The sequence below is a fragment of the Paenibacillus sp. NMA1017 genome (assembly GCF_058895805.1).
In genome coordinates, this window is sequence record NZ_JBZXYR010000006.1 from 222329 (window position 1) to 235959 (window position 13631).

Genomic DNA, 13631 nt, shown 5'->3' on the forward strand with positions numbered 1-13631 from the left:
AGATATTCGTTTCACAAGATCTTGACACCGTATATCATCACTCTTCCTTACAGAAGGCTCATGATTCGGCTTTGCCGCTGCCCTCCTCAGCGTGCAGGATTTTAGCAAGCCACATGGGCGGATTGCGAGCCAGCATATTCTGGAGACGCTGGACCTGCTCCTCAATGGTGCTGCCGAAGGCCACCTTCACAGGCATAATGGTCCGCTTGGTAACCTGTGCGGCGGCCGAAGCGCCGATCTGTACCAGAAAGATCAAGGAACAATCCTCGATCAAGCCAATTCGGCTGGCGATCTTGCCCGCCTCATTCTCATCGCTCCCCAGAGCTATCCGCCGATGCTCCAGGAATTGGACGCCTGAGTGCCGGATTTCGAATATAGTGAACATGGGACTCTGCCCAAAATGAGCATTCACAAGCACACCGTCTTCCGTCGCAAATGCAACCTTCATCCTCCTCTCCCCCTCTCGGCAAGCAATACATTGCCCACCTTGTTCACCCATTCCATGGTTCCACGGTATCCGACGCTTACGGATGTGTGGGCGCCCAGCTCGTCATACACCGGCAAGCCTGCCGGTACGAATGAGGCCCCAACCCGTGCCGCTCCCCTTCTTCCATGTGAATTGCTGATCCACAAATCAACACCCTGCGCGCTCTCCTCTGCATCATCCAGGTCACCGATCCAGACTTCCCGTTCTGTCTTTTGCAGTGCGGGCGTGCTACAGGGTGTAATTAGCCGCTTCAGTTCCACTCCCATCTCCTCCAGCCAGGCTGCGGTCGACAGCATATGATCCGGTTCTAGCGCCACTACAGCCGAAACGCCGGAATAATAGAAATGGGCATCCAGCATGCTGTCCAACAGATTTTCACGCTGCCAGCGGAAGCGAACGGGGGCTGGTTCGCGGCTGATTTTCTGCAGAAAATGTATGAACGCATCGCTCGCGCTCAAGCCAGACAGACCAGCAAACAAGTGGTAGGGAATGCCTGCGGCATGATTCAGCCTGCGCGCTGGACGTTCCATGCTCGCGCCAATGGCAATGGTGCAGGAAGACTCCAGCATCTGGCAGGCTGAATCCAGCGGAGTCCCCCCTCTTGTCAAAGGGGAAAAGCCTGTCAGCAGGTGACCGGACAAGGAAGTGGAGATATCGGGGAGCGTAATAACCTCCAGGCCGAAGGAAGCGATAATATCCTTGATTTCCATGACATCTCCGGCAGTCAGATAAGAAGCCGGCAGCAGATTGACCTGCGTCCGGCGCTGTTTTTTGGGGGACTTGCCTCCGGCCAACCCAAGTACGGCATCCATTAGCGACTCTACTGTACTACTGTAGCCCGTCTCCAATGAACCGTGGAAATCAGGCAGCGATACAGAAAACAGCAGACTGTCCTTCAAGGCCCGTTCTCGCTTGAACGCCTTTACCCTAGACTGAAAATCAACGCCTGCCACCTCGGTGAGGGCCGTGCTGATAACGCCGATGACATCTGGATGGTGTTTGGACCAGATATGATCCAGCGCCTCCTCCAGATTCCGGTCTGCATCAAATATAACGTCCATCTCTTGCAGCGCAGAGGTCTGAACGGCAATCGGCTCTCGAAAATGGCGAGTTAGCAGTGCCTTGGAGAAGGCCGAGCAGCCCTGAGCGCCGTGCAGCAGAGGCATTGAGCGATACATCCCCTGCAGAGCCAGTACGCCGCCCAAAGGCTGTCCTACCTTGAGCGGGTTGACACTGACAGGCTTCGTGGCGGATTTAATCGGCAAATTCCGTCTCCTCCTCCCATGGAGCCAATTTGGCGGTCAACTCCCATACCGGGTGCTGCAGCGTATGCACAAGCTGTTTCGCCAGAGACAACAGCCCGTCATAGCCTGCATAAGCTTTGTGCCGCTCCTGATTGATGTCCACAAAAGGAATCTGTTCCTTAAGCGCCATATACATATTCCGGCCCCCGGCAATGACCATGTCTGCCTTGCGGCTCCGTACGGTTTTTAGAATCTGCCGGGCACCGCCTTCCGGGATGTATTCCGCATCATCCCCGATACGGTCAGCAATCCGGGATACATCCTCGGCAGTGCTCTTGTTCGTGCCTACACCAACCACCTTAATGCCCAGCTCCTGCAAAGCCGTAATGACAGACCAGCTCTTTACACCCCCGGTATAGAGCACTGCCCGCTTTCCTTTCAGCTGCTTGCGGTAGGGCTCCAGCTCCAGCGATAGCCTCATTTCCTCCCGTGCGGCCAGCTTATCCACCCGTCGCTCTACATCCCGATCTCCGGTCAGGTAAGCCATCTGCCGCAAGGAATAACTCGTCTCCTTCGCTCCATAAAATGAACCTTCAAAATAAGGAATACCGTATTTACGCTCCATTTGGACTGCTAGGCCCAGCAAAGCTCGGCTGCATACGACCATGTTGGCCTTGGCACGATGCGCCCATCCCACCTCACGGAACCGACCGTCCCCGGTAATTCGGGACAGGATACTCATTCCCGCCTGCTGCATCAGCCGCTCGATATGCCACATCTCGCCCGCAATATTGTATTCCCCGATGAGATTGATATCATGGGAGGTTGTCTGTTCCGGCTCGGTACTGCCGATAATATGCTGGAACAATACATCTCCGGCCAGCCGGGTCCCGAGATTCTTACTGCCCACAAATCCCGGACTGTTCACCGGAATGATCGGCGTCCCCAGCCGTTCCGATTCAGCCTTGCAGACCCCCTCGATATCTTCACCAGTGAGGGCTGTGACGCATGTGGTATAGACAAACACAGCGGGAGGAGCAAAGCGGCTGACAATGTAGCGGATCGATTCATGCAGCTTTTGTTCACTACCAAAAATGATGTCCTGTTCTCCAAGATCAGTAGTGAAGCCATACGCCGACAGCTCCGGACCGCTGGACAGGCTGCCTCTGCTCTCCCAGCTATTGCCGAGACACGCAATCGGCCCGTGCACCAGATGAGCCGCATCTGCAATGGGGATCAGTGTAATCTGGGCCCCGTCAAAGGAGCAGCCACCCGAAGCCTCCCCCGGCACAGGCCGGGGACAGGGCGTGCTTTTGGGAATTTTGTTGCCGCAGGATACCTCCAGCCTTCCATTAGACACAGCCGGCTCCATCCGCACACCCCCTTATTTCAGATAGAATCCATTGAAATCACAAGCCCAAGCTGCCAACTTCCATCTACGCGGTACAGCAATTAGCGCACCAGATCAAAGCTATGATCCGGAGCCTGCTCTTCCATGGCATCCAGTACGGTATTCACGAATTGGGTAAGCAGATTCAGCGCACCCTGGTAGCCGATAATCGGATAACGATGCAGATGATGCCTGTCGAAAATCGGAAAGCCCACACGGAGCAAAGGAATGTTCGCTTCTTTCGCCGCAAACTTCAGATGGGAGCTGCCAATAGCCAGGTCCACCGGGTCCTGGAACAGCAGCGAACGCATATGCCACAAATCCTGACCGGAATGAACCGTGGCTTCTGAACCGTAAGGGCTGGACTTCAGCAGAAGCTCTGCTTCCTTCTCAAATTTCCGGTCCCCATTGGAGCACACAATATGCACCGGCTCCATGCCCAGCTCCAGACAAAAGCCAATCAGGCCGATGAGCATGTCCGGGTCTCCCGCCATAGCCACTCGTTTGCCATGCAGATAAGCATGTGAATCCATCATGGCATCCACAATTCGGGCGCGCTCCTGCTTCAATGCCTCGGGAATCTCTCTTCCTGATAGACGACTGATCTCTTCAAGTAAGCGATCTGTAGCACGGATACCCAGCGGCGTGGAGATGGGGGACACCTGCTGCCCCCAGGTTTGCTTCATATAGCCTAATGTTTTACGAAGAGAGTACTGCTGGATCGCCAACGTGCCAGCAGCATCTGCAGCCTTGGGCACATCCTCAAGCGGCGTTCCCCCGTAATAGTAGCTGTACTCTCCAGTAGCCCCTGAATCAAAATTACCGCTGTGGTCACCCAGAATGGTATACGGTACACCGAACAATCCGAGTATGCGCCGCATTTCGGCAAAATTTCCCGTATACCCGTCAAACCCGAGTAGTACATTCAGCTTCAATTCCTGACCAGGCTGTGGCGTCCGGCCTGACTTGTTATACAGCGTCTCCAGCACAGAGCGCAGCATGGCATCATAGCCTGTAATGTGTGAACCGGAAAAGCTGGGGGTATTGGCAAAAGGAACCGGCATATCCTCAGGAAGGGCTCCCTCCTGACGGGCATTGGCCAGGAAGGCGGATAGATCATCCCCGATCACCTCTGCCATACAGGTCGTGCATACCGCAATCATCTTCGGCTGATACAAGGCAATGCAGTTCTCTATACCGTCAATGAGGTTGCGCATGCCGCCGAATACGGCGGCATCCTCGGTCATCGAGGTGGAGACGGCAGGAACAGGCTCTTTGAAGTGGCGGGCAAGATGGCTGCGGAAATAAGCCGTACAGCCCTGTGAGCCATGAATGAACGGGAGCGTTTTTTCGAAGCCCAGTGCAGCCATGACCGCTCCCAGCGGCTGACAGGCCTTGGCCGGATTCACGACTACGGCTGTACGGGCAAAATTCTTGTCTTTGTATTCCTTGGTCTTGGTGTACTCCAGGGTGTCGGTAACCTCCTCTGGCGAGCAAGGGGCCTCGAAGGCCCGTTTCTCTTCACGCTGTCGCACATATTTATCCTGCCGAAACAGCTGATTGTGATCGACAATATTCAGACGTTCGCTCATACCGGCACCTCCGCAGTCTGCCGGGACGGCAGCAGGCTCCATACTGGACTGTTTATGGTCATATCCATATCACGTGCAAAAATCTTGAAGCCGTCAAAACCATGATAAGGCCCGCTGTAATCCCATGAGTGCATTTGACGGAAGGGAATGCCCATTTTGTGATACACGTATTTCTCCTTGACTCCGGCGCCCATTAAGTCAATATTCAGCCGCTGGGCCAGTTCCTCCAGCTCATAGGCAGTTGGATCATCGTACAGAATGGTGCCTTCTTTTACATCGGGAAACGTCTTTTCGTAATCATCCTTATGGGCAAATTCATAGCCTGTAGCCACAATTTCCATACCCAGATCCTCATAGGCACCGATGGTATGCCTTGCCCGCAGCCCGCCAATCAGAAGCATCACCTTTTTACCTTCCAGACGTGGGCGGTATTTACGGATGAACGCCTCCATCTGCGGCATATATTGGGCGATGACCTGCTCACATTTTTCCTGAATCGTCTCGTCAAAGCGGGCAGCAATCGCTCTGAGGCTCTCCATCGTCTTGGTCGGGCCAAAGAAGTTATATTCCATCCAGGGAATTCCGTATTCCTGCTCCATCGTTGTGCACATATAATTCATGGAACGATGACAATGGATCAGATTGAGCTTGGATTTATGGGCAATCCCCAGCTCATTGATCGTACCGTCACCCGACCACTGCGCTATGACCCGCAGTCCCATTTCCTCCAGCAAAATGCGCGAGGCCCAGGCATCACCGCCGATATTGTAGTCTCCGATAATGGAGACATCATAAGGCCCGCACTCCTTCAGTTCTCGGCGCCCCATTAGAAAATCGCGGATAGCATCATTGGCAATGTGATGGCCCAGAGACTGACTCACCCCGCGAAAGCCCTCACAGCGTACAGGAATGACCGGAATGCCCAGCTCCTCTGTCATCTTCTTGGCCACGGCCCCGATATCATCACCAATCAGTCCGACCGGACATTCAGATTGCACGGAGATGCCCTTAGCCAGCGGGAACATCTCCTTAATTTCCCTGCAGATCACCTCCAACTTCTTATCTCCGCCGAACACGATATCCTTTTCCTGAAAATTGCTTGTAATCTGCATGGCAGTAAAATTATCGATTCCCAACATCCCATTCGCATAATTACGTCGGGTACCCCAACTGTATTGTCCGCAGCCGATGGGACCATGGCTAATGTGCACCATGTCTTTAATCGGGCCCCATACCACACCCTTGGAGCCTGCATAAGCACAGCCCCTTGCTGTCATGACGCCAGGCCGTGATTTCATGTTGGACTTGATGGAACAGGTTCCGCAGTTCACAAGCTCCTCATCCGCGATCTCAAAATGCTTGGTCCGGTCCTTCTTGGCCTTCTTGGGATATACCTCCAGTATCTCCTCTACGATCTGCTTTCCCTTATCTACAATACTGCTCATTTGGCCTATTCCTCCCTCCTGCGAGCTGCGCGTTCAGCTCCCCCCATCATCACACGATAGTTCCGTCATTAAGCCTTCTAGCTGGAGCCTACTGCCCGGACGCCTCAGCTTTGTTAATTGCGGTTTCTTCATCCTCAATAATGCCGAATTCCATCAACAGATCCTCCAGATCTTCCATGGAAATGGGAGTAGGAACCGTTAGCATGTCATTATTTAAAATTTTACCTGCCAGCTCTTCATACTCCGCAGCCTGCTTATGTTCCGGGTTATATTGGGTAACGGTCATACGGCGCAGCTCAGCGTGCTGCACAACATTGTCACGCGGCAAAAAGTGGATCATCTGCGTGTTCAGTCTTCTTGCAAGCTCTGTAATCAATTCCGCTTCCAGGTCCGTATTTCGGCTGTTGCAGATTAAGCCGCCCAAACGCACCCCGCCGCTGTTGGCATACTTCAAGATCCCGCGCGCAATATTGTTGGCAGCGTACATAGCCATCATCTCGCCTGAGCATACGATGTAGATTTCCTGCGCCTTCTTCTCCCGGATCGGCATGGCGAACCCCCCGCACACGACGTCCCCCAGTACATCGTAGGATACGAAATCCAGCCCTTCGTAGGCACCCTCTTCCTCCAGAAAATTAATGGCTGTGATGATACCGCGTCCTGCACAGCCGACACCGGGCTCTGGCCCGCCGCATTCCACGTTCAGAATATCACCGAAGCCCTTCTGGACAACATCCTCCAGTTCCAAGTCCTCCACCGTACCCCTTTCAGCCGCCAGATGCAGCACAGTCTGTTGGGCCTTCGTATTCAGAATAAGACGGGTGGAGTCTGCCTTGGGATCACAGCCTACGATCATAATTTTTTGTTTGAATTTGGTCGCGAGTTGAGCCAGTGTATTCTGCGAGGTTGTCGATTTGCCGATACCGCCCTTACCGTAAAACGCAATTTGTCTCATATTTTCTCAGCCTCCAAAATGTTCAATGGGTAAATCCGAATGATTGCCCTTAACTCCCTTATTACGCTTACTTTTCTTACCTGTCTGCACAGGATACATATAACGCAGAAATTTTACATATTCCAGAACGGACTCCTCAATATCCCCGCCGCACACAATAGGCAGCACGCCCGCTTCCTGCAATGCCTCTTTGGGGGCTTCGCCTATGCCGGACGACAGCAGCAATGCACAATCATGTACCATGGAAAGGATCTCCTTGATCGTCTCGGCCTTATCTCCATTGCAATCGGCTTTCCCGTGACAGTAGGATTGCACCTTACGAATGCCTATGAAATTTACGATGGTCCCGTCACTTTCATAGATCATAAATTCCTTGGCACGACCGAAATGCTGATTCACCTTCCCTCCACCACGACTAGCCACAGCGATTAGGACTGGCTTTGAGGTAAAGCTCGCTTCAGGCTTATCCCCAGATAACGGGCAGCTACAACCAGCCCCGGTTGACGGTTGTTTGTGGTGTGATCGTCCCTCCTTGCGTTCCATTCTCACTCTCACCTTCTCATCCAGTTCTTTCTGAAATTGTGCCCTTGCCCCTTCATCCATGGGAGGAGCAGCCGCTATGTTCTCCCATGTAAAATCCTGATTACGGTCCTCGCCCAGCAGACCAATTGCATCCGCCCTGCACTGACGGCAGTGGCGCATAATGACAGCCCCCGCTTCAGCACATTGCTCCTGCAGCTGCCGGACCAAACGGGGACGGGGGGCCTGCATCCCTGCCTGCTCATACCGACTACCGGGTGCGATGATGAGCGGCATAATATTGTGCAGCACCGCGCCATGCTCCTTGACCACCCTGGCTACCTCCGGTAGATGGGCATCATTGACTTCGGGAATTAGCACCGAGTTCACCTTGCACAATACGCCTCTCGAAGCTAGCATCTTCAAGCCTGCCAGCTGGCGGTCAATCAACAGCCGTGCGGCCTCCTCCCCTGCATAGCGTTTTCCTTCATCGTAGACCCATCCATAAATGCGGCTCCCCACCACTGGATCTACAGCATTGATCGTGATCGTGACATGCGAAATGCCCAGCTCTACAATCCTGTCGATATGCCTGATCAAGGTAAGGCCATTCGTGCTGAGACAGAATATGACATCCTTAACTGTCTCACGGACCCGGCGGAAGGTATCGAAGGTCGCCTCCGCGTTGGCCAGCGGATCTCCAGGTCCCGCAATGCCGACAACGGACAGCTGCATGAGCTGTGCCGCTACGCCATAGGTCTTGCTCGCCGCCTGCTCCGGCGTGAGCAGTTCACTAACAACGCCGGGACGGCTTTCATTGACGCAATCGAATTTGCGGTTGCAATAATGGCACTGAATATTGCATGCCGGGGCTACTGGAAGATGAATGCGCGCAAAATAGCGATGTGCCTCTTCGTTATAACAGGGATGTCGTCTGAGGGTTTCCAATGCTAAGGGGGTTTCCGAGAGATCAGCTAAAGAGTCCATTCATTCCCTCCTCTTCACGTTATATTCCCTTACACAAATCTCTGTTTTGTCTGGAATATAATTACATCTTAGAGACAGGGACAAATCCAGTCAATTCACTTCTCCATGAAATCTCTGACATTCACCCTCATTTCACATATGTGTCAAATTTCACGTCAGATAATATATCGCATCATTTACATGTGTACGGTTACATTTCATATTCTCAATGACACTGAAACGCAAAAAAAGAGAGTCCGTTAAGACGGCTCTCCTTCTAAAATAACAAATTCAAATTGGCTCGATCCTTACATGTTGGTAAAACGCCTGCCCTCCAAATACATTCACACCCACATGCCCCTCGCTAAACGTACCCTCTTCCAGGTCGATGACCTGCTCACCGTCTACATCAATGCGAATGCGCAGGCCCTCCGCCACGATTTTAATATGATGAAACATTTCCGGCAGAACGAATCTTGGAACCTTGGCAATCACCTGCTGATCCTCGAAACGGCCGTCTTTTTTATAGAACAGACGGATGGATTTCAGATTGGGGTCCAAATTCAGATAATAGCCACTCGATCCGTCAGCATTAGCGCGGAAAATCATGGATCCAGCACTTCCATTTCCATACAGCTTCATATCAGCCTCATACGTAAAATCTTCCGCCTGCTCAGCAGCCATATAATTCGCATCACTAATATAGCTTCCTCGTATCCCATCCGTTGTCACCATCCACCGCGATGCGGAAACATCCGGCTTCCAACCTGTAAGGTTGGTATGAAACACCCCACCGTGCACCTTAACCAAGGTACTGCCGCGGACCGTATCCTCCGAATCGGAGGCTGTAAAAACAGCTTCTCCCGGGGCAACCGCCTCCATTAGCGCACTCCCGCCCTCGGACGCAGTGATCCTTACAATCTCAGGATCGTTAGAGACCCAAATCAGCGAGTTTTCTTTTTCTCCAGACTCATCCTCCACACTCGCGTACAGACGCTTCGACTGCTCCCTCGCAAGCTCCACATAAGTGTGATCCATGATCATTCTGGCGGACGAAGCACCTGGTACTCTCCAGCTGTTCCGCAAGGCATAAACATGGAGGGAAACAACTTTGACCACACCACCCTGGGTGTAAAAGCTCATCCCTCTTCGCGCCGAATCGGGCAAAATAATTTCCGAAAAGACGACTTCTCCATCATTCCCAAACACCTCAACCGAGGATTCGTCCACAATTATGCGCATTTGGATTCGATTTCCGATAGGTGCAAGTGATGCTTTATGAAGCGTTGAAAACAGACTGGAGAAATCAGTAAGCCCTGAATCAGCACGATTTACAAACATTTGTTGTGCGTCTGTTGTATAGCCTACTGCCGTCCTTTGCTCACCGCCATCCCGCACGTAAAACCCGAATGTCGAAGCAGCCCCAACAGAAGGCAGTTCGAACTCCGCTTCAATCTCATAGGCACCTGCATTCAAACCTTCCAGTATATTCGGAGAAGATTCCGTGACACTTTGATTTTCTATCGAAAATAAACGGGAACGCATTAAAGCCAGCTCAGATATCGGATGCTGTATCAAACGCATGCCTTCACGGGTTGTTTTTAGCGATAACTCTCTCGGGATGCTAAACTGTCCCTTCCAGGGAGAAGTCGGAAAGCTGAACGGATAGTCCCAATTCGTCATCCATGCCAACATGATACGCCGCCCGTCGGGTACATTGGAGAAGGACATAGAGGCATAGAATTCCTTGCCCCAATCGGTTTTCAACACCTTCCCCGGTGAATGATCATTTTGAAATTTGCCATCAGGTGTCAGTTCACCGATAAAATATTCTGCATCCGAGCCTTGAGTGTTGGTGCTGGCTCCAGTGCTAATCATCAGCACCCATTTAGAAGTGTTACCCTCGTCTACCGGAAGCTGAAATAGATCCGGGCATTCCCATACTCCACCACGTATATAATCACCATAGCCAAAGTTATCCGTCCAGCGCCAATCTATTAGGTTGGTGGAGGTAAAAAAACGGATATGATCGCCTCCCGACACGACCATAATCCAGCGCTGATAGGCTTCATCCCACACTACTTTAGGATCACGGAAATCCCAATTGCCAGGATCGTTTTCACTTTGACCCGGGTTCTCTATTACAATTGGACGGTCTGTCGGATATCGCCATGTCCGTCCTCGGTCTATGCTGTAAGCAAAGCCGATTCTCTGGTTTCCCTTGGGCTGATCGGGATTAAAGGAAGTATAATAAGCAATCAGCCCTTTCCCGCCATAGTCGCCGAACAAGCCGGAAGTATTGGTTAGATCGGCTACAGCCGAGCCGGACCAGATATGACCAAGATCATTCCACTTCAATGCAAACGGAAGCCTTTTCCAATCCAGCAAATTCAGACTGACCGCATGTGCCCATTGACCACCATCCTGATGGAACAGGTGATACTCCCCCTCGAAATAAACCAATCCGTTCGGATCGCTGGCTGAACCTCTGGCAGGGGAATAATGATACTGCGGGCGATATTTTTCTGTGTAGTAAATCGAGACAGGGGTAAGGTAGAAATCCTGAAAATAAGCGATTCCCCCAGTCACTTTCAAGCCTGTAAATCCGTCGGTATTGCTGCTATCCATAATATCAATTGCCGCAGGCGTATAGCCATCTACAAACACCTGAATCCGCTCTCCATGAGCGATGATTTCCAAGTGGTGTTTGCCGCTGAACCCACCCGGATATGTCTGCGCCGACCTTGTCATCAACGTTCCGTCCGCCTTCTTCAGTTGTACGCGAACCAGATTGCCTTCGCCTTGCACAGAAGCAACATATCCATTCTCCCCATCCTGACTCCCTCTAAAAAATAGTCCTGCTTCCATTCCCGGTTCAGAAGGATTCAGCGTCACACTGCCTTCCAGCACCAGGTCAGCAGCTGCGGGGCCATATATTTGCAATGCACCCTCTGTACTTACACCCTCCGCCCTTAGCCCGCGCAGGTCGGGTTGCCATTTCCCACGGATCAGGAGCGGTTCGCTTACATTCGTATCCATATCACTGACTTGAATATTCTGAAATAATGCCGATCCATTCCAGACATTCAGCCCCAAATATCCTGATGTATAAGTCGTATCGACCACATCTATAATCGGATTATACCCCTCATCCCAGAACACTTTAAGATGGGAGCCCTCTACGCTCACCTTGAGATGATAAATATCTCCTTTTTTTAAATTGACTTGACGTTCCTCTTTCAGTTTTCCAATATCCCCGGCAGCATCCCGCAGCCGCAACAATCCGGCAGCCGGCACAATCTGGAGCATATAGGAAGACCACCCGTCCTCACTGGAACGGAATACTAGCGCAACAGCCGCCTGTGTGTCTGTGACCATCACATCCGCCTCAAAAGTAAAATTCTGAGACGTTGTTCCAGACATAGCCATCACATTTTCCTGCGGCTCCGCCCTCAGCAAAAGTCCCTGAATGTTATCTTCTATGTGCCCCTTCCCTTTAATCTTCCAGTCCGTCAGATTCGTTCGAGTGGTCGGGAACTCCCGCCTCACAGCCAACCCTCCAAAGCATAAAGCTCCAGCGAAAATAACGTCACCTGCTCTTCCGCTGTGAATATATCAAGACCCTTAGATTCTGCATCAGGAAATATTAAATCGGTAATCACCACCTGCCCGTGGTTAAAAAACACTTCAATGGACGAACGATCCACATACATATGAATGTACAATCGGTTTTCTGCCGTTTCCAGTGTGACAGCATGTCTCCCCGCAAAGTCCTCATGAAAATCTGAACAGCCTGACCGTGTCCGGTCTACATATACTTCCTGTGTTTTGGAAGCATAGCCGACGAGCGTCTCCTGTTCGTCTGATACCCGCACTTTGAAACCGAAGTCTCTATCGGTCGCAAATTCAGCCACAAGTTCATAGCAGTCCAACTGCAAGGCCGAAAATGCAGTCTGAATTTCAGCCAACGACGGCTCTTTCAGGGATAGCACAGGAGTCCTCAATCCTTCCAACTCCCGAACAGGACGCTGAATAATTGCAGCTTTGCCGTTTCTCGTTTCCAGCGCGAGTTCTCTCGGAATGGACATGGCCCCTCTCCAGCGTTCGGTCGGTGTTAGGTTGGCATATCTCCAGTTACTCATCCACCCAATAAACAGGCGCCGTCCGTCCTCCACCGGGATATTTGACCAGCACACACCTGCGTAGTTATCTCTGCCATGGTCGAGCCAGCGGACCTGTTCGCTATCCTTATCCGCCACAAATGTCGTCCCATCAAATTCACCTGTAAAATATTGTGTTCTAGACCCTTCTCGAATCTCTGGAGTATCGCCAATACTTACGAGCATGATCCACTTCACCCGTGTTGGCTCTCCATCAACATAAAGTGGAAATAAATCTGGGCATTCCCACACTGCGTCATGGCTACCTATACCATGCCCAAATTCACTAGCAAAGGCCCATTCCTTCAAATTAGGAGAATGATAGATTCGAACCGTCTGACCACAAGCCAGCACCATCACCCACTGCTCTGTAGGCTTATGCCAAAATACTTTGGGGTCCCGAAAATCAATGCAATGCTCATCCTCCAACACCGGGTTGCCTGTGTATTTAATCCAGCTCTTACCTGAATCGGTACTGTAGGCAAGACTCTGGGACTGCCGTATCTGATCCGTGTCTGGAAGCGAACCATGATGAGTGAAAATAGCAACCAAACCCGGTTTACCTCCAAAAAGTCCAGATGTATCCTGCTCATCCACCACGGCACTTCCCGAAAAAATCATCCCTTGCTCATCTGGCTCCAAAGCAATCGGTTGCTCCTCCCAGGTCACCAAATCAGTGCTGACAGCATGCCCCCAATGCATAGGTCCCCATGTTGTGCCAAATGGGTGATGCTGATAAAACAAATGATAACGTCCTTCAAAATAAACCATTCCGTTCGGATCATTCAGCCATCCGCTTTTCGGTGAAAAGTGATAGGATGGACGGTATTCATCTTGTCTAATCATGTTCATATACTCCAGCTCCCTCGAAAA

General features: G+C 51.7%; 9 protein-coding genes. All 9 read right to left on the reverse strand.

What is annotated here, in order from left to right; all coding sequences use genetic code 11:
* Positions 1-58 precede the first annotated feature (58 nt).
* A complete protein-coding gene (locus AC5ELV_RS16960; protein WP_493431101.1) occupies positions 59-448 on the reverse strand; it encodes a NifB/NifX family molybdenum-iron cluster-binding protein in 390 nt (129 codons plus the stop codon).
* The gene (nifN, locus tag AC5ELV_RS16965; RefSeq protein WP_493431102.1) at positions 445-1752 is read right to left on the reverse strand and encodes a nitrogenase iron-molybdenum cofactor biosynthesis protein NifN; all 1308 of its coding nucleotides are present in this window, start codon (positions 1750-1752) and stop codon (positions 445-447) included. The genes AC5ELV_RS16960 and nifN overlap by 4 nt, the downstream gene beginning before the upstream one ends.
* Positions 1742-3103: a nitrogenase iron-molybdenum cofactor biosynthesis protein NifE gene (gene nifE / locus AC5ELV_RS16970; protein WP_023987273.1), complete on the reverse strand. Its 1362-nt coding sequence runs from the start codon at positions 3101-3103 to the stop codon at positions 1742-1744. The genes nifN and nifE overlap by 11 nt, the downstream gene beginning before the upstream one ends.
* An 80-nt stretch (positions 3104-3183) precedes the next feature.
* Complete coding sequence (nifK, locus tag AC5ELV_RS16975; RefSeq protein WP_493431103.1) at positions 3184-4713, reverse strand: nitrogenase molybdenum-iron protein subunit beta; 1530 nt, start codon at positions 4711-4713, stop codon at positions 3184-3186.
* Positions 4710-6158 carry a nitrogenase molybdenum-iron protein alpha chain gene (gene nifD / locus AC5ELV_RS16980; RefSeq protein WP_493431104.1) on the reverse strand — a complete coding sequence of 483 codons (1449 nt, stop codon included), beginning with the start codon at positions 6156-6158 and terminating at the stop codon, positions 4710-4712. Before nifD ends, nifK begins: the two co-directional genes overlap by 4 nt.
* 88 nt (positions 6159-6246) lie before the next feature.
* A complete protein-coding gene (gene nifH / locus AC5ELV_RS16985) occupies positions 6247-7113 on the reverse strand; it encodes a nitrogenase iron protein (RefSeq protein ID WP_023987270.1) in 867 nt (288 codons plus the stop codon).
* 6 nt (positions 7114-7119) lie between these two features.
* Positions 7120-8619, reverse strand: coding sequence for a nitrogenase cofactor biosynthesis protein NifB (nifB, locus tag AC5ELV_RS16990; protein ID WP_493431105.1), 1500 nt, complete (start codon positions 8617-8619; stop codon positions 7120-7122).
* A 270-nt stretch (positions 8620-8889) separates the two neighbouring features.
* Positions 8890-12147, reverse strand: coding sequence for a glycoside hydrolase family 32 protein (locus AC5ELV_RS16995; protein ID WP_493431106.1), 3258 nt, complete (start codon positions 12145-12147; stop codon positions 8890-8892).
* Positions 12144-13610, reverse strand: a complete 1467-nt coding sequence (locus AC5ELV_RS17000) for a glycoside hydrolase family 32 protein (RefSeq protein ID WP_493431107.1) — start codon at positions 13608-13610, stop codon at positions 12144-12146. Before AC5ELV_RS17000 ends, AC5ELV_RS16995 begins: the two co-directional genes overlap by 4 nt.
* Positions 13611-13631 lie beyond the last annotated feature (21 nt).